The sequence below is a fragment of the Runella sp. SP2 genome, from assembly GCF_003711225.1.
Classification (GTDB): domain Bacteria; phylum Bacteroidota; class Bacteroidia; order Cytophagales; family Spirosomataceae; genus Runella.
Window position 1 is genome coordinate 3,515,024 of the sequence record NZ_CP031030.1, and the last position, 20,558, is coordinate 3,535,581.

Annotated in this window: 4 protein-coding genes; all 4 read right to left on the bottom strand. The window is 46.6% G+C overall.

The genetic code is table 11. From position 1 onward, the window contains the following. Window positions 1–9: 9 nt before the first annotated feature. A complete protein-coding gene (locus DTQ70_RS14330) occupies window positions 10–6,543 on the bottom strand; it encodes a T9SS type A sorting domain-containing protein (RefSeq protein WP_122931444.1) in 6,534 nt (2,177 codons plus the stop codon). A gap of 351 nt (window positions 6,544–6,894) precedes the next feature. Beyond that, window positions 6,895–11,328: a T9SS type A sorting domain-containing protein gene (locus DTQ70_RS14335; protein WP_122931445.1), complete on the bottom strand. Its 4,434-nt coding sequence runs from the start codon at window positions 11,326–11,328 to the stop codon at window positions 6,895–6,897. A gap of 265 nt (window positions 11,329–11,593) precedes the next feature. After that, window positions 11,594–11,731 carry a hypothetical protein gene (locus tag DTQ70_RS30715; RefSeq protein WP_164490035.1) on the bottom strand — a complete coding sequence of 46 codons (138 nt, stop codon included), beginning with the start codon at window positions 11,729–11,731 and terminating at the stop codon, window positions 11,594–11,596. A 310-nt stretch (window positions 11,732–12,041) separates the two neighbouring features. Then, the gene (locus DTQ70_RS14340; protein ID WP_122931446.1) at window positions 12,042–20,336 is read right to left on the bottom strand and encodes an Ig-like domain-containing protein; all 8,295 of its coding nucleotides are present in this window, start codon (window positions 20,334–20,336) and stop codon (window positions 12,042–12,044) included. Between the last annotated feature and the right edge of the window lie 222 nt (window positions 20,337–20,558).

A 20,558-nucleotide genomic window follows, 5' to 3' on the forward strand; every position in this document is an offset into this window, starting at 1 on the left:
TTTATTAAATTACAACTTTATCACTTTCAAAATATCCCGTTTTGCGGATGTCGTTACCTTCAAGAAATACATTCCCGTCGGCAACTCACTCACCCCAAACTCTTCTTGGTGCGTATTCGTTTCGGGCACAAATTGACGGTGTAAAATTTCCCGTCCCGAAGCATCCATGAGCGTAGTCTGCACCTCTTGCCCCTTGCTCTCTTGAACCTTCAGGCGCAAAACATTTGTAACAGGATTCGGCATGACAATTGCGAATCCCCCTTGCCCCTCGCCCTTTGCCTCTTGCACACTTGCCTCTTGCCTCGCTGCGCCCACACCAATGCCATCTTTCGACTGGATTCTAAACCAGTATTCTTGATACGCCAACACGTTGCCTTGTGGTTTACGCGTCGAGGGATAAATACTCCCCCAGCCTTTCATATCCCAATATCGAATGCCTAATTTGTACAAACCCTTCGGTAACCCTCCATCATAAAGGTTGCCTCCGCTTCCGTTGTCTTGGTAAAAACCGTAGGCTGGATGGTTTTGTGCGTACAATTCCGTCCAGCCTTCACGGTTGGCATACATAAAGTAGGGAGCATTGTTTTCGTGCGTATTGAATGAGCGAATCACGCCCGTCTCGGGCGTCGCTAACATGTCAAAAGTTAATGACCCATCCGTTCCCAAGGCGCAAGCATCCACATTAACGGTCCAGTAACGAGGAGCTAGTTTATTTGCATTTTCAACATAATAGAGCGTTGGGTTCACTTGCGTACTTTGATCTAGCTCAGGACCACCATCACGGGTGATAAATTGGCTCCCCCACGCCGAACGGTCGTTTACCTTCACTGCCGATTTTGACTCACCAATGTTTATCAAACTCACTACAAAAGCATTCCAATACACATCTTTGCGTGCACTTTCCGCACTTTGGCAACCACCCTCAAAAACACATTTCGCCCAATACGTTTGCTTGGTCACACTGCTGAAAGCTACCTCAAAACTTGGGGTAGTCACCCCTGTGCTCCACCTCGTGGTACTGCCTGCGGGGCAATTGGCCGAAATCGTGACTGTCGTTCCCGTGCAAACAATCTCTTGTGATACCGTAACTATGGGAGCTACTTGCGTTGGCGTTAAAGTGAACGTCACCACATTACTCTTCTCACTTACACAACCAGTTTCCGTCTGACAACGCGCGTAGTACGAGGTCGTTTGATTTGAAACGGTGGCGGGAAGACTTGGCAAAGCCACATTTGTGGTCGCATTGTACCAAATCGTCCGCAAACTTCCACACGTTGACTGCCCACTGAAACTTGCGGTCGCGTCGCAACTCGCTGTCGATGACAATGATACCGTCGGTGCCGCTGGAATCGTCACCAACTTTAACCGCATTACACCCGACTCTGATTCCACGCACGAAGGTGTTCCATCTGATTTACGGCAGCGCACACGGTAGTTGTGATACTGATTATCCACCAAACCAACGGGCGCACCTGCGCTGTACTCACCGCCATCAACCGAATAAAGCGTCACTTCATTTGACCCGCAATTGGCAGTAAATACTAGAGGTATATTCACCAAACTACACACTTCCTTCGTCTCGCCCACGGAAACTGTTACGCCATCCACTCGCATAGTCACATTCTGCGGAACGGTTGAACGATAATTAATCGTCAATTCAATCGGATTCGTGTACGTCACGGAGCAACTCGCATCGCAAGCCGCTTGGTAGCGGTGGGGTTGGTTATTGGACGGCTGGGAAACTGGTGCATTGGCTGACCATGCGCTCCAAGCTCCACTTCCCACTTGCACTCGCCAAACGGGATTGCCCACCACACACAAACCAGAAACCGTAAACTGTAAACCGTTCACTGGATTCGCATCACTATCGCACAAAACTTGAGAATTACCTTCGTTTAGGCTTTGTTGCAACGTCGTTAGGGCAACGGTCGGTTTGTCTTGGACTATCACCGTCGTGTTGCCACTTTGGGATTGGCTACACATCGTCGAAGACCCATCTTTGACGCGCACCAAAATATATTCAAACGTGCCAACTTCGCCCGTCGGTGCATCTAGGCTTATGCTGTTGCCGTTCGTGGTCGTTATCTCTTGTTCTGAACCATTATTAATCTTGTAAGTGAAGGTGTACGGCGCTGTCCCCACCGCTCCCGTAAATGTGACTTTGGGCGAAGTAACGTTTTTACAAACCGTCGTTCCACCCGTGACCGTCGCCGTCGGCAAAGGATTCACCGTCACCGTCGCACTTCTACTTTGGTCTTGGCTACACGCCGTTGATGAAGCATCTTTGACCCGCACCAAAATATATTCAAACGTGCCAACTTCGCCCGTCGGTGCATCTAGGCTTACGCTGTTACCATTCGTGGTCGTTATCTCTTGTTCTGAACCATTATTAATCTTGTAAGTGAAGGTGTACGGCGCTGTCCCCACCGCTCCCGTAAAGGTGACTTTGGGCGAAGTAACGTTTTTACAAACCGTCGTCCCACCCATGACTGTCGCCGTCGGCAAAGGATTCACTGTCACCGTCGTACTTCCACTTTGGTCTTGACTACAAGTCGTTGATGAAGCATCTTTGACCCGCACCAAAATATATTCAAACGTGCCTGCTTCGCCCGTCGGCGCCTCTAGGCTTACACTATTGCCGTTCGTGGTCGTTATTTCTTGTTCTGAACCATTATTAATCTTGTACGTAAATGTGTATGGCGCTGTTCCCGCCGCTCCCGTAAAGGTAATTTTGGGCGAAGCAACGTTTTTACATACCGCCGTTCCACCCATGACCGTCGCCGTCGGCAAAGGATTCACTGTCACCGTTGTGCTACCACTTTGCGTTTGACTACACGCCGTTGATGAAGCATCTTTTACGCGCACCAAAATATATTCAAACGTGCCTGCTTCGCTCGTCGGCGCATCTACGCTTACGCTGTTACCATTCGTGGTCGTTATTTCTTGTTCTGAACCATTATTAATCTTGTAAGTGAAGGTGTACGGCGCTGTCCCCACCGCTCCCGTAAAGGTAATTTTGGGTGGAACAGCATTTTTACATACCGTCGTCCCACCCGTAATCGTCGCCGTCGGCAAAGAATTCACCCTCACCATGGCGCTACCACTTTGGTCTTGGCTACAAGTCGTTGATGAAGCATCTTTGACCCGCACCAAAATATATTCAAACGTGCCTGCTTCGCCCGTCGGTGCATCTACGCTTACGCTGTTACCATTCGTGGTCGTTATCTCTTGTTCTGAACCATTATTAATCTTGTAAGTGAAGGTGTACGGCGCTGTCCCCACCGCTCCCGTAAAGGTAATTTTGGGTGGAACAGCATTTTTACAGACCACCGTCCCACCTGCAATCGTCGCCGTCGGCAAAGGATTAACTGTCACCGTTGTGCTACCACTTTGCGTTTGACTACACGCCGTTGATGAAGCATCTTTTACCCGCACCAAAATATATTCAAACGTGCCTGCTTCGCCCGTCGGTGCATCTACGCTTACGCTGTTACCATTCGTGGTCGTTATCTCTTGTTCTGAACCATTATTAATCTTGTAAGTGAAGGTGTACGGCGCTGTCCCCGCCGCTCCCGTAAAGGTAATTTTGGGCGAAGCAACGTTTTTACATACCGCCGTTCCACCCGTGACCGTCACCGTCGGCAAAGGATTCACCGTCACCGTCGTGCTACCACTTTGCGTTTGACTACACGCCGTTGATGAACCATCTTTGACGCGTACCAAAATATACTCAAACGTGCCTGCTTCGCTCGTCGGCGCATCTACGCTTACGCTGTTACCATTCGTGGTCGTTATCTCTTGTTCTGAACCATTATTAATCTTGTAAGTGAAGGTGTACGGCGCTGTCCCCACCGCTCCCGTAAAGGTAATTTTGGGTGATTCCCCATTTTGGCACACCGTCGTCGTACCCGAAATCGTCGCAGTCGGCAAAGGATTCACCGTCACCATCGCACTTCCCATTTGCGTTTGACTACACGCCGTTGATGAAGCATCTTTTACGCGTACCAAAACATATTCAAACGTACCAACATCACTCGTCGGCGCATCTAGGTTTACGCTGTTGCCATTCGTGGTCGTTATCTCTTGTTCTGAACCATTATTAATCTTGTACGTAAATGTATATGGCGCTGTCCCCGCTGCCCCTGTTAACGTGATTTTGGGCGAAGTAACGTTTTTACATACCGTCGTTCCACCTGCAATCGTCGCCGTCGGCAACGGATTCACCGTCACCGTACTGGTAGCTGTCAAGCCCACAAGGCAATTGCTTTTGGCCACACTTACCAACGTAAGGGTTACATCTGCTGAGGGGTTATTGAGCGTGATGGCTTGATTGGCTCCCGTCAAAACCAACGTTTGGTCACCTGTCAGTCCAGTTAGCGTATATGTCAGGGTAGCACCGCTGGTTCCAATGACAGTAAAAGTAGCATTTACGCCTGCACAAACGGGACTGTTGTTATTAACAATTGTTGCGGTTGGCAACGGAGGATCTGCCAATACCTTTGAGGAAGCAAGAGGAATGCTACAACCCAGTGCCGAAAGCACAAAATTACTGTAGGTACCAGCCGTAAGTCCACTCAGGGTAAAACTATTTCCCCCAACATTCACACTTTTGGGGCTCGTAGTCGTCGAGGTGGTTGAAAAACTCAGTAAATAATTACTCCCATCGGGCAAATTAGTCGTCGTGAAGGCAATACTTCCTTGATTTCCGCCGCATGAGGTAGGATCCGTGGTACTTCCCGCTATCAGTGTACTGTTACAAACTAAGTAGCTAAAGGGCACGATAAAGTTACATCCTCCGTTGGTAATTTTGGCATAGAGCGTTCGTATCCCCGTCGAAAACGACGCCAAAGGATTAAAATTATTGGGTAAACTAAAAGTTCCCGCCGATTGGGTGGCCGCTTCATCCGTGTAAATATTGATGGAGCCGTTGTAAGACCCTCCGTAACTAAACATAGGGGTCGTGGGATGACTGTTAACAATAACGGACGAAGCAGAAGTATTAGTCACTACCCCTGAAAGTGTTCCGTAACGAAGTACGCCATCGTTGGTAAATGTTCCTTGATTATCCAACTCATTTACCACATACACCAATCCAGTATTGGTCAATGTTTTACTAACTAAATTTCTTAATTTACCCCTCATTACCCTCAATTCCCCGCACAGTTTATTAGCGAAAGTTGCGTCATTTTGTACACCATCTGTTCCCACATTACCATTGGCTCCAATCACTATTTTGCCTTCATTAGTGAAATTACCTGAAGATACATTGGACAAGCCAGACCTGTTACTCCCATCAAGAAAAATCTCGCCTCCCGCGTTGGCATTAAACGTCGCACTGTTTATGATAGCATAGAATCCAACTAATCCATTGGCTCCAATTGTTATGCTCCCCTCGTTAGTAAACGTACCATTGCCGTTTGATAATCCACTATTCGAAGTTCGGTCAATAGCAATTGTCCCCCCTGAATGATTGAGGAAACTACTTTGATTACTTATGCCAGTTGCGCCCGATGTGCTACTATTGGACCCGACTACAACCTTCCCAGCATTGGTAAAACTTCCAAAATTTTCCAATCCAATGCCCCCACTAGTAAATCGATCAACATAAATTTCTCCCCTTGCATTATTATTTACAACGGCATTAGCACTATTTGAGAAAGCACGGATACCACTTAGGTCATTGGCACCTATAACGACCTTTCCATCATTGGTAAAAGTACCTTTCCTGTGAGAAAAAGCAAACCTTGCGATTCCATCAATATAAATTTCTCCACCTGACTGGTTTGTCATACTACCGTCATTATCAACCCCAGTTGAGTTAGTTACATTATCAGCATCAATAACTATTTTCCCTGCATTGGTAAAAGTAGCAGTACTATTCGAAGTGTTATCTATGTTAAGCCCGGTACTTGAAAACTTATAAAGATAAATTTCTCCCCCATTTTTATTCTCAACAGCATTTGTAATTAATAGGCCGTTTGTTCCCACCGCTTTATTGCTTCCTACAAATACCTTACCTTCATTAACAAACAGCGCATCGAACGCATAAAGACCTGCACTGGTAGTTCCATCAATATAAATTTCCCCCCCTGACTTATTGGTAAACTTTCCAGGAGAGACGTCAGCGTCTTGTGTGTAGATACCATAAGAAACACTACTGCTCGATGGGTCTATGCGAATAACGCCACTGTTTTCAACTGTACCTAAATTTAAGAACGAAGCGGAAGGTGACGGAGATGGCCTACCTCCATCAATGGTAAGGCTTGCTCCACTTTCAATTGTCAATCGACCCCCAAGTTCTACTTGCACACTATTGGCTAACGCCACTGTTCCCGCCTTTATGATGGGAGAATTTACATCTGACGTATAACCAATAACCACCTCTTTGTTCGCAGTTGGAACACCACTTGGTGTCCAGTTTTCAGCTACATTCCAATCACGGCTGACACTGCCATTCCAATTCACTATCACCACTTGACTACGCAATAGCATGGGCATGAAGCATAAGAAGGGCACCAAAAAACGGTAAGTAAAAGTTTTCATAAAATTCGATGGGCATATTATATTTAAGTACTTATTACAAAATAGACATACTGCCCTCAAAATAGCTATTTTAGGGGGTGGACAACGGGGTGGACAATTTCCAATTACCTAATTATCAATGTATTAAAAAAATATCCTTCCCATATTAGACTCTTTGAGCAGCATCCTCAAAAAACTAAGCAGGGTCATTAAAGCTACGAGTCTAACTATACGTCTTTTCATAATGGTACGTTTAGACAGCCGAAGTAGTAGAGACTGATAATCAAAGCCACAAATAATAAAACAGGGGATAATGGAGACTTTAACGCTCCCCTACCCCCTGTTTAAATTTAGCGATAACGCAGATTACGCTTAGTGTACCTTTACTACTTTTAAAGTCGCTTGGTTTTCAGCCGTCGTCACCTTCAAGAAATACATCCCCGTCGGTAACGCACTCACGCCAAACTCCTCTTGGTGGGTGTTCGTTTCAGGAACAAAGTTACGGCACACTACCTCTCGACCCGTTGCATCAGTCAACGAAGTTTGCACCAACTGCCCCTTGCTATCTTGCACTTTCAAGCGAAGCATATGCGTGACTGGATTAGGCATAACGGTGGCGAAAGACACGCTATCAGTTATCTGTTTTCCGTTATCCGCCCCTTGCCCCTTGCCCTTTGCCACTTGCCCACTGCCAGTTGCCACTTGCCTCGCTGCGCCCACACCAATACCATCTTTCGACTGGATTCTAAACCAATATTCTTGATAGGCCAACACGTTCCCCTGCGGTTTTCTTGTAGAAGGATAGATGCTGCCCCACCCCTTTTGATCCCAGTAACGAATGCCTAATTTGTACAAACCCTTGGGTAACCCTGCATCATATACGTTACCTCCTGCACCGTTGTCTTGGTAAAATCCGTACGCGGGATGATTTTGGGCGTAAAGCTCCGTCCAACCCTCGCGGTTAGCGTACATAAAATATGGCGCGTTGTTCTCGTGCGTGTTAAAGGAACGAATCACCCCCATTTCGGGCGTCGCCAACATGTCGAAGGTCAACGAGCCATCCGTGCCCAAGGCGCAAGCATCCACGTTGATTGTCCAGTAACGAGGCGCTACCTTGTTGGCGTTTTCTACGTAGTACAACGTCGGATTTTGTTGCGTACTTTGTTCCAATTCAGGACCGCCATCGCGCGTGATAAACTGACTACTCCACGCCGCGCGGTCGTTTACTTTTACCGCCGACTTTGGCTGACCTACGTTGACCAACGTCACCACAAAAGCATTCCAGTACACATCCTTGCGAACACTTTCCACGCTTTGGCAACCACCCTCAAAAAGACACTTCGCCCAGTAGGTCTGCTTGGTTACGTTGCTAAACGAAACCTCAAAACTTGAAGCCGTTACCCCCGTATTCCAAAACGCCTGACTTCCTGCAGGACAGTTCGCCGAGATTTTTACCGTTGTTCCCATACAAACGATGTCTTGACTTGCCGTAATTGCAGGGGCTACCCCAACAGGTATCACTGTGTAAGTCACTACATTGCTCTTTTCACTTAAACAACCACCGCCCGCTTGGCAACGAGCGTAGTAAGACGTCGTTTCCGTCGGCGTTTGATTCGGCAAACTTGGTAAAGCCAAGTTTGTAACGGCATTGTACCAAATCGTCGTCAACGCACCGCAATTTGTTATCCCGCTAAACACCACGGGACTGCCACAACCAGTCGTTACGTTCAAACTCGCCACGGGGGCCGTCAACGAACTGCTCACGATTCGCAAACGCATCACTCCCGATTCTGTCTCCACACACGAAACTGTTCCGTCGGATTTGCGGCAACGTACGCGGTAATTGTGGGACTGGCCATCCACCAATTGCGTCGGAACCACACTGCTGTAATCGCCCCCGTCCACTGAATAAAGCAGCATTTCTCCCGAAGCACAAGTCGCATTGAACGTTAGCGTATTGCCTTCGATATTGCATACTTCTTTCGTCTCCCCTTCATTCACCGTCATGCCGTCGGCAATCATTGATACGTTCTGAGGAATCGATGCGCGGTAACTAATCGTCAATACAATCGGACTCGTGTACGTCACGGGACAGTTGACATCACAAGCTGCTTGGTAGCGGTGGGGTTGGTTATTGGACGGCTGGGAAATTGGTGCATTGGTTGACCAATCACTCCATGTACTGTTGCCAACTTGGCTACGCCAAACAGGTGACCCCGAAACGCATAAACCCGTAACATTAAACTGTAAACTGTTAACAGGATTGGCATCGGTGTCGCAAAGAACTGGGTTGTTACCTTCATTAAGCGTCTGTTGGAGCATCGACAGCGTAATTGTAGGTTTTCGGTGAATTTGAATCAACGCCGAAGAAGAATAAGCCTCACTGCATACGCCACTTTTCACCACTGCTCTGAAATAGGTGTCTGCCGCTAAGCTACCAATTGTTGCACTCGGCAATGTCGTTGCAGTCCAAGCTATATCAATTGGAGTGCTGAAATTAGCATCAGACGACTTTTGCCATTTCACCACACTTCCCGTTTGACCCGATAAACTCAAATCTGCTGGAGCTGTTCCCGAACATATCGTTTGAGCCGAACTCACCACGCCGCCCACACTTACTGGGTTGACTGTAATCTTTACTGTACTTGAAATCACTTCACTGCATACGCCACTTTTCACCACCGCCCTGAAATAGGTGTCTGTCGCTAAGCTGCCAATTGTTGCACTCGGCAATGTCGTTGCAGTCCAAGCTATATCAATTGGAGTGCTGAAATTAGCATCAGACGACTTTTGCCATTTTACCACACTTCCCGTTTGACCCGATAAACTCAAATCTGCTGGAGCTGTTCCCGAACATATCGTTTGGGCCGAACTCACCACGCCGCCCACACTTACTGGGTTGACTGTAATCTTTACTGTACTTGAAATCGCTTCACTACATACGCCACTATTCACCACCGCTCTGAAATAGGTGTCTGCCGCTAAGCTGCCAATTGTTGCACTCGGCAATGTCGTTGCAGTCCAAGCTATATCAATTGGAGTGCTGAAATTAGCATCAGACGACTTTTGCCATTTCACCACACTTCCCGTTTGGCCTGATAAACTCAAATCTGCTGGAGCTGTTCCCGAACATATCGTTTGGGCCGAACTCACCACGCCGCCCACACTCACAGGGTTAACCGTTACCGACCCTGTAATAGTGCTGGATTCACAGCTGGTAGTCGCATTTTTTACCGTGAGGACAAAAGAAATCGAACTCTCCGAAGTTGGACTGCTCAGCGTGACCGTAATGGGATTCGACAAATTGCCATCACTAACCGCGACAATACCCGTTCCAGAAATCGAATACTTGTTTGGCGACCCCGTTTCATTACCATAAGGTATCGTAAAACTCGTAGCCCCCGCACAAACGACTGGAATTGCACTCAACGCAAGCGCTGGCTTAGCAGGGTCTTGAAGGCTAGCCGTGGCAGCCTGGCTAACACATGAGCCATACGTAGCTACAATATCTGTATAATTACCTGTCCCCAAAGACGTTAATGTAATCACTCCGTTACTATTTGAGGTAAAGTTAGTCGCCGAAACCGCCGTATTATCCTTTTTGTAAGCAACCGAATAAAGGGTATTGCTCATAAATCCACCCAATGTAATACTACCGTTTGAGCCACCACAAGTAGTGGGATTGGAGGTTCCCACCGTGGGTAAAATTGCCGTAGGAACTGATTGATACTCGTACGCACCTAAATCTATTACACCTACTTTGCGCGGATTACCATCTAAATCAATCGTAACAGTGTTATCAGTATTGCTTCCTGCATTAATGGCAGGTGAGCAGGCTTGCAGGCGCAAATCTCCCGATGTACCAAGCCCTACCGCAGGCTGACCGACAAACAGCGGGTCTTCCGTACCTTGGAAGCCTCCGACCACCAAGCCTTTGACCAAGGTATTTGTGTAAATAGCAGTACTACTCTCATCCTTATATATTTCACTGCTATTACCCCATAAAATACAGTTCTTAAAACTCGGATAAGAGTTCATTATACAACTTACCGCTCCCCCTCCATTATTGTTTGCTCTATTACCCGAGAAACTACAATTTACAACGCTTGGAGAAGCCTCAATGTTATTCATTGCCCCACCAAATCTAGCCTGATTTCCTATAAAAACACAATTGATTAAATTAGTAGAGGATTTTAAGTTATATATTCCACCTCCAAAATTTGCTTCGTTTTCAAAGAAAGTACAGTTAATGATGGTCGGTGAGCCCGCCTCATAGTTACATATTCCGCCACCATAAGCATTTATTATAATAAATTGGCCATTGGCATTACCTCCAGTGATGGTAAAGCCATCAAGCACTGACGTACTGCTCAATCCATTACCAAAATTTAAAACAACATTATAACTGTTATTTTCAATATCATCATCCCCTTGATGCTCACCACTCAATACAGTGGCATTTGTTCTCCAATTACGGTCATTTAGAGTTGTTTCTCCCCCTGCAAAACCTCCGTAAATGGCTACCCCGCTTTTCATTTTAAAAGAAGTAGCCCGTATATTACTAGGGTTTAAAGTACCATCAGCTGCTCTTATTGGTTTGTAGGTACCAGCTGCTACCCATACTTGCTGTACCCCATCAGCATTAATCATCGCTTGCAAATCCGACGAAGCAGTAGCCCACGACAGGCCGTCGCCCATACCATCTACCTTTACATAGCGGACGGTTTGAGCATGACTTCCAAAAGTCAGCATTAGTCCTAAAACAAAAAAAAAGAGTGCAAGGGTCTTGCAGTAGAATCGGTTCATGGTACAGAATAGAAAAGCGTTAATGGTGAGAATGAGTTAAGGTCATCATCATAAAATAGTACTCCCTTTCTCACAAGTGCTATTTTAGCTGGTGGACAATTTGGTGGACAATTCACAACAACCTATTTTTCAGTATGTTAAAAACACAAACTCGGCTACTAAGAGGTGCTCTAATAAGCAAAGTGGGCGCAAAGCCAATCCCTTTACGTCCTCCAGTGTCTTACTTTCCCCTCTTAATCATTGCCTCAAACAGCTACTTCTTACATCAATGAAGGGTATTTTTTACGTAGCCAATAACGCGTTTTTTTACCGAATCGGCCGAAATCCCCAGCATGGTTCCTTTTACTTTATCGGCCAAATTAAGCTTATCTAAGGCCGCTAAACGTACTTCCGCTGCCGTCAAATCAGGATATTTTTTGTTTAGTTCTAGAAAGAAATGCGGAAATACCTGTTCAAAAACGACACATTATGAATATTTCTTGTATTTATCAATTGCCAAAAAGGCAGCAAACCATTTTTTTGGCATTTTTCCATTTAATTATCAAACAAATAACCAAAAACTAATTTTTTAAAATCTTAGTCAATCATTTCATTTATTACCAAAACGCTAATTTTCGAAACCGTTATTAATGGTTTCAATAATAGAATAGGGATAAAAGAGAACCCTTTTCTCCCTTATCCCTATCATTATTTGAGCCGAAACTAGCTCGATTTTAATGTACCTTTACAACTCTCAATGTTTCCTGCTTATTCTCGAATCGTACTTGCATAAAATAGACTCCCGTTGGTAATTCACTCACGTCAAACTCCTCTTGGTGGGTGTTCGTTTCAGGAACAAAGTTACGGCACACTACCTCTCGACCCGTTGCATCCATCAACGTAGTTTGCACCACTTGCCCTTTGCTATCTTGCACTTTCAAGCGAAGCGTATGCGTGACTGGATTAGGCATAACGGTCGCGAAGGCTCCGTTATCCGTTAGCTGTTTTCCGTTATCTGACCCTTGCCATTTGCCATTTGCCTCTTCGCTCTCCGCTGACCTCGCTGCTCCAACGCCTACCCCATCTTTCGATTGGATACGGAACCAGTATTCTTGGTAGGCCAGCACGTTACCTTGCGGTTGACGCGTTGCAGGATAGATGCTGCCCCAACCTTTTTGGTCCCAATATCGAATGCCTAATTTGTACAAACCTTTGGGTAACCCTAAATCATATACGTTACCTCCTGCACCGTTGTCTTGGTAAAATCCGTACGCGGGATGATTTTGGGCGTAAAGCTCCGTCCAACCCTCGCGGTTAGCGTACATAAAATATGGCGCGTTGTTCTCGTGCGTATTGAACGAACGAATCACCCCCATTTCGGGCGTGGCCAACATGTCGAAAGTCAATGAGCCATCCGTGCTTAATCCACACGCTTCTACGTTGATTGTCCAGTAACGAGGGGCTACTTTGTTGGTGTTTTCTACGTAATACAACGTAGGATTTTGTTGCGTGCTTTGTTCCAATTCAGGCCCACCGTCCCGCGTGATGAATTGACTCGCCCACGCCGCGCGGTCGTTGGTTTTTATCGCTGACTTCGTCTGACCTACGTTGACCAACGTCACCACAAAAGCATTCCAGTACACATCCTTGCGAACACTTTCTGCACTTTGACAACCACCTTCAAAAAGACACTTCGCCCAGTAACTCTGCTTGGTCACGTTGCTGAACGACACCTCAAAACTTGAAGCCGTTACCCCCGTGTTCCAAAACGTTTGACTTCCTACAGGACAGTTCGCCGAGATTTTTACCGTTGTTCCCGTACAAACGATGTCTTGACTTGCCGTAATTGCAGGGGCTACCCCAACAGGTATTACAGTGTAAGTCACCATGTTGCTCTTTTCACTTAAACAACCGCCTCCCGCTTGGCAACGAGCGTAGTAAGACGTTGTTTCCGTCGGCGTTTGATTCGGCAAATTTGGTAAAGCTACGTTTGTAATGGCATTGTACCAAACAGTCGTCAACGCACCACAATTTGTTCTCCCGCTAAACGCCACGGGATTGCCACAGCCGCTCGTCACGTTCAAACTCGCCACAGGGGCCGTCAACGAACTGCTCACGATTCGCAAACGCATCACTCCCGATTCTGTCTCCACACACGACACTGTTCCGTCTGACTTGCGGCAACGTACGCGATAATTGTGGTACTGACCATCCACCAACTGCGTTGGGACAGCACTGCCATACTCACCCCCATCCACTGAATAAAGAAGGATTTCTCCAATACCACAAGTCGCATTGAACGTTAGCGCGTTTCCTTCGATATTGCATACTTCTTTCGTCTCCCCTTCATTCACCGTCATGCCGTCGGCAATCATTGATACGTTCTGAGGAATCGATGCGCGGTAACTAATCGTCAATACAATCGGACTCGTGTACGTCACGGGACAGTTGACATCGCAAGCCGCTTGGTAGCGGTGGGGTTGGTTATTGGACGGCTGGGAAACTGGTGCACTGGGTGACCAATCACTCCACGCGCCACTGCCCACTTGTAACCGCCAAACGGGACTTCCAACTATACATGCACCCGAAACCGTAAACTGTAAACCGTTCACAGGATTCGCATCAATGTCACACAAAACTTGTGAATTGCCTTCATTCAAGGTTTGTTGTAACGTAGTCAGCGTAATCGTAGGCTTACCCTGCACTTTAACTTCCACACTGCCCATTTGTTCTTGGCTACAAGCCGTCGAGGAACTTTCTGAGACACTTACCAAACTATACACAAACGTCCCCGCTGTTTCCGTTGGAGCTGTTACCGTCACGCTGTTACCACTCGTGGTTGTCACCGTTTGTGGCGCTCCATCGTTAATTTTGTAAGTAAAGGTATAAGGCGCCGTCGCATTTGCCCCCGTGAACGTAATCATAGGTGAAGCACTGTTTTGACATACCGTCGTTGTGCCACTCACTGAGGCCGTTGGAAGTGAATTGACTACCACATTCATTGTGGTAGATACTGCACATTGGCCATGTGTAGGGGTAAATGTATATGTTGTCGAACCTGCATTTACTGTATTAATCGCTGCATCCCACGTCCCTGCGATGCTGTTGGTTGAAACAGTAGGTAAAATTGCTGGTGTTTCACCTTGGCAATAAGGCCCTAACTGCGTGAATGTCGGAGTTGCCGATGAGCTAACTTGCACCATCATGGTGGCCGTCGTCGCACATTGCCCTGGTGTTGGGCTAAACGTATAGGTAGTTGTACCAACCGCTGCTGTACTAATTGGTGCATTCCAAGTTCCCGTTATACTGTTTAATGAGGTCAATGGAAGTATCCCAGGTGAAGCCATTGGGCAGTAAGGCCCTAGCTGTGAAAACGTTGGAGTCACTGGTAAATTCACCGTCACGCTGCTCGTCGTCGCACTGCATCCTGATGCTGTTTCCGTAAATGTAAACGTCACACTCCCTGCTGCTACACCCGTTACAACTCCTGCATTTATCACCGTTGCTTTGCCATCGTCACTGCTTGTCCATGTCCCTCCACTGGTTGGACTTAAGGTAATTGTTGAACCAATACAAACGCTCGTCGATGGCGCACTCACCGTAGGCAACGCTTTCACCGTCACGCTGCTCGTCGTCGCGCTGCATCCTGATGCTGTTTCCATAAAAGTAAACGTCACACTCCCTGCCGCTACACCCGTTACAACTCCTGCATTCGTTACCGTCGCTTTTGTATCATCACTGCTTGTCCATGTCCCTCCACTGGTTGGACTTAAAGTAATTGTTGAACCAATACACACACTCGTCGATGGTGTACTCACCGTGGGTAATGCCTTCACCGTCACGCTACTCGTCGTCGCGCTGCATCCTGATGCTGTTTCCGTAAAGGTAAACGTCACACTCCCTGCTGCTACGCCCGTCACTACACCTGCGTTGGTTACCGTGGCTTTTGTATCGTCGCTGCTTGTCCAAGTACCGTCGCTGACTGGACTTAAAGTAATTGTTGAACCAATACACACACTCGTCGATGGTGTACTCACCGTAGGTAATGCCTTAACCGTTACGCTGCTCGTCGTAGCGCTGCACCCTGATGCTGTTTCCGTAAAAGTAAACGTCACACTGCCTGCCGCTACACCCGTTACAACTCCTGCATTTGTCACCGTTGCTTTGCCATCGTCGCTACTTGTCCACGTTCCTCCGCTGGTTGGGCTTAAAGTTAGGGTTGAACCCACACACACACTCGTTGATGGTGCACTCACTGTGGGCAACGCTTTCACCGTCACGCTACTCGTCGTCGCGCTGCATCCTGATGCTGTTTCCGTAAATGTAAACGTCACACTCCCTGCTGCTACGCCCGTCACTACACCTGCGTTGGTTACCGTGGCTTTCGTATCGTCGCTGCTTGTCCACGATCCTCCGCTGACTGGACTTAAAGTAATTGTCGAACCAATGCACACGCTCGTCGATGGTGCACTCACCGTGGGCAACGCTTTCACCGTCACGCTGCTCGTCGTGGCGCTGCACCCTGATGCTGTTTCTGTAAAGGTAAACGTCACACTGCCTGCTGCTACACCCGTTATAACTCCTTCGTTTGTCACCGTTGCTTTGCCATCGTCGCTGCTTGTCCATGTGCCGCCGCTGACTGGACTTAAAGTAATTGTTGAACCAATACACACACTCGTCGATGGCACACTCACCGTAGGTTTCGCTTTCACCGTCACGCTACTCGTCGTGGCGCTGCATCCCGATGCTATTTCCGTAAAAGTAAACGTCACACTCCCAGCTGCTACACCCGTTACAACTCCTGCGTTGGTTACTGTCGCTTTCGTATCGTCGCTACTTGTCCACGTGCCGCCGCTGGTTGGACTTAAAGTAATTGTTGAACCAACACACACACTCGTCGATGGTGTACTCACCGTAGGTTGAGCATTGATTGAAACATTGACCGTTGTTGATGTACTTTGGCAAAAGTCACAGTTATATCTTACCGTCAGAGTGTAAGTTCCCGCTTTGGCAGCAGTTACATTTGTCAATTGAGGGTTTTGAGCCGTTGAAGTAAAACCATCTGGACCAGACCAGCTATAAGAAACATCCGTCAACGTACTATTACTTTCAACTCCTCCCGTCAAGTTTAAAGTCCCACCTACACAAACTCCCGTATTGGCACTTGCAGTAGGTTTGGGAGTGATAGGTGTATCCGAACCTTGTACCCAAACGGAATAACTTCGGGCAGGCAATTCGATATAAATTTGCCCACTAGCATTGACTTGAGCATACGGGAACGACGACCTTCTGAGCATATCCGTAAATCGAGTGCCTGTAGCAATAGCCCCGCCTCGGGTATTGATAGGGTGATCTACTTTTAAAGGAGAATCGCTAAAGTTAATCGCTACGATAATGTCTTTATTAGTACTACTAGGCCCCTGCAATTGATAAATCAACGCTTTATCCGTTGAACCCGATGAATAATTTCCTGAATAACCGCTGCCGCTTGCATTCAAGCGGGTCAAACTTGGAGAACCAAAAATATACTTTTTGTGCACATCCATCAACGCATCGATTTCGCATTTCATGGGGGTTAATGTAGTTGGCATGTAACTGCGATAGTGCGCAGAAGAGGCAGCAGGATACCCGTAGTAATCATCGTAATAAACGGTAGGAATTCCAATCTGATTATTTGTCAAAAGATAGGTATATGCCAACATAGGGTCGTACCAAACCAACGCCCCGCCATCGTTGGCTCCGTAGTTATTTCTAAAATCGTGGTTATTCAAAAACGTAACAACGTTATTGGAACTCAAATAACCTCCCCCCACTAAACCCGATGTATAAATTTGACGAACATCGCCTGCGCTCAAGCGGTTGTTGGTAAAATTGCGGAGAGTTTCGCGGAGGGTAAAATCAAAGACGCGGGGCTGAGTAGAAGCTGGCAAACTCGAATTAAAACCATTGTTATAGACATCCCTTATCCATCCTTGTAACACCGACGGGTTGGCATCGTAATATTCGCCAATTACCATACTAGGGACGTTTCCAGAGGCATTGAGTTGGTTGAGCATATTCCCAAAAAACGACGGATCAAAGTGTTTAACAGCATCCATACGAATGGATTTAATGCCTAAATTGGTAAAATTCCATTTGGTCCAATCAATGAGTGCATTCGTCGTTTTGGTCTGCAAATGGTCATAATCGTAGAAATAATCCATGCTGTTTTGGCTCCAATCGGGGCATAAACAATCAACGTTCCAGTTGCCCGTAGTTCCCGTCATTACTGGGTTATAATTGGGGCGGAAGTAATCCCAGTTCATGCTTCCCAGCCCACTCGGCATGTTTGAAAAGTCGGTATAAGTATGGTATTCAACCACGTCGTTATAGACATTAGCTACATTTTCCGCAGCCGTTCCGCCACTTTTTCCTACCAAGTCGGTGGTACCATTCCATACTTTCCAAATCCTCTGGTCGGCATATCCATTGGTATTGACCATATAGATAATCAACTGATCCCCAGCGGCATTAAAATCGGCAGTGGTTATCGTCACTTTAAATTCATCAGAATCGCCATTATTGTCAATGGTTGTTTCGTAATTTCTTCCCAAATCAACAGTAAATGCTCCCGTTTGTTCAGTTGCTACACCATCGGGCGAAAGCAACGGACTCCATCGGCTTCCCCCTTTGGAAGCCGTAGTTGCGTAAAACATGTACTTTGAGCCACTGTACGTTCCTGAACGGGAATTGATATTGATGTAATAATCTCCTGCTCCATTCCCAGAAGTTCCTCCTAACGGAATCACTACATGATAACGGTCAGACGGATATGGCTTTTTCGCCCCTCCCGCCTTATATTGAATGTACTCCTCAACTGCGGGATTTTTCTCCGCCGACCCTCCATCTCGGTGGTTGTAGATAAAATCTCCCATGGGGTCGATGCCTTGGTTATTTAACTCCGTAATCATGGCTCTAATTTGAGCAGGAGTTCCCATTCCAGTAGTTTCGCCCATGTACAAATCACGAGGGTCATAGCCCGAACTGTACGCTCCTTTGCCATAGTGACCAGGGAACCAAAGGTGCGTAAAGCCTGCTTTTTTGAGGCAAGCGGCTTTCAAACGGAGCGTATCTGCCCACGTAAAACCTGCCCCTGCTTTGGGGAAATCGTAATTGAAACCTTGCATCAAAAAGGTGGCTGTCGCAGGTGCCGAAAATGCCACAGGGTTGTTTGAATACGTTGCTTCACAACCGCTTGCATTGCGTACTTTGACAGCATATGCCCCACAGCCTAAACCCGAAAACGTATTGCTTACTTGGTAGCTTGTCCCTCCATTGATGGAGTATTCGGTAGCCCCCGAAGCAGTAATCGTAATAGTTCCTCCGCTGCAATTGACGGGTAATGTCGTCGATACGTTGGAGACAGAGGGAGAGCTTGGTTGAGGATTGACATTTACCGTAGTCGCTGTCGATACACACCCCGCCCCCGAACTCTTTACTTTTAATAAATAGGAATTGGGTGAAAGACCCGTAAGTACATTGGTAGCACCAAAGGTTGTACCGTTGTCAAAACTATACAAAACACCACTTGAAGGTGCCGTAATCGTGATACTTCCCGTCGAAGTAGTACAAGTAGGCTGCGTCACTGATGCTGTTGGGTTGGCAGGTGTCTCTTCTACTGTTATGGTAATTTCATTGCTGGTTGCCGTGGTAGGACTCGCACAAGCATCGTTGCTGGTCATCACCACTTTTATTTTATCACCATTTACCAAATTGTTGGGGGCAAACGAACTCCCCGTAGAGACATCAGCATCGTTTTTTTTCCATTGGTAACTGGGCGAACCTCCGCCATTGGTCGGTGTGGGTGTAAATGTAACTACTGTCCCCGAACAAATCGTTGTAGTAGAAGCACTTATCGAAACAGAAGGAGTTACACTACTTGTGATGGTTACAGTCACCAAGGTACGGTTGCTTTCACAGCCATTGATTGTTTGTGAAGCATAATAATTGGTAGAAGATAAGGCGGTCGTAGTGGCCAATAAATTTCCGTTGGTAGCAGCATCATACCATTTTATCGATGTACCTGTTGCAGCAAGGTTTGCGACGGTTGGGTTGCTCGCCGAGCAAAAAGACTGTGGTGTCGTCGCCGTTGGAGCAGGCGAAACGCAGGTAGTGTAGGAATAATTTGAGCCCGAATTATCATTGTAGCGCAATGCCGAAAGAGTTTTATTTCCCTCAGAATCGGATGATAATTGACTTAACGTACGAGTTGAAGTAAAAGCATAGTACCAAACTGTTGTATTATTGGGCTGTGCTGGAATAGTGGCTGAATAACTTGTCCCAGAACCAGTTGCCTCAACGATTGACGTACTCCCCGAGAAGTCATTTACCCCTGTCTTATAACGAACAAAAACCTTTTCTTCGGGTGAAATTGCACTCGAAGTTGTGATTTGAACTGTCCCTGACCCATCATTAACAGGGGTAGTAGCTACTGAATTAATGGAAATGGGTGCAGCCGAGGTAAGTCCGACGTAAAATTTGGCGTTGGTGGCGGTATATCCTGCATCATTGAAAACAAAAGTATAATACCCTGCTGTACTCATATTCAGCCCCATATCTTGTCCAGAATTATAAGCCGAAAAATTATTAATAGCATTTAATGCCCCTTGCCCCACACCCGAAAAAGTCCATTTGTTTTGAAAACGATTCCCCGATGGGCCCGAAATAAAGAGGAAGCCCTCCCCTCCACCGCCCGTCATATTTAAGGGGGTGATATTTCCTCCCGTTGGCTGGACGTTGATTGTCGTGGCCCATTGCCCACGGCCGTCGGTAGGAGTGCCTGTTGAGGTCGAAACTCGACGGAACGACATGGTTCGATAATCAGAATTGTAGGGCGTAGTAGCGTATCCATTAAATTTCCCTACTACTTGCACTGGCTCGCCAGAAGAGATATTTTGAGCAAAAAGAACTTGCGAAATACCAATCAATGCGATTACTGACAACAACAAAAACTTACGCCACTGCTGCTTAAAGCGTAGTAATATACTCATGATAGGATAGGTTTGAAGTGGTGATGAAAAGAAAAAAATTTGACACAAAATTCTATCTTAATTTTTTTTCAAAAAAATAGTATTTTTTCAATAATTTATCCTGTATTACCCTTTTACTAGAGCAATTTCAACACTTATTGTTAACACACTATTTATATACTAAAAACCCTAATAAGCTTACTAACAAACATACTATTAGAAACAAAAACCATTTCAACCTCC

Bases quoted from the DNA above. Each gene is read 5' to 3' on its own strand.
- DTQ70_RS14340 (WP_122931446.1), bottom strand. From the start codon at position 20,336: ATGAGTATATTACTACGCTTTAAGCAGCAGTGGCGTAAGTTTTTGTTG.
- DTQ70_RS14330 (WP_122931444.1), bottom strand. From the start codon at position 6,543: ATGAAAACTTTTACTTACCGTTTTTTGGTGCCCTTCTTATGCTTCATG.
- DTQ70_RS14335 (WP_122931445.1), bottom strand. From the start codon at position 11,328: ATGAACCGATTCTACTGCAAGACCCTTGCACTCTTTTTTTTTGTTTTA.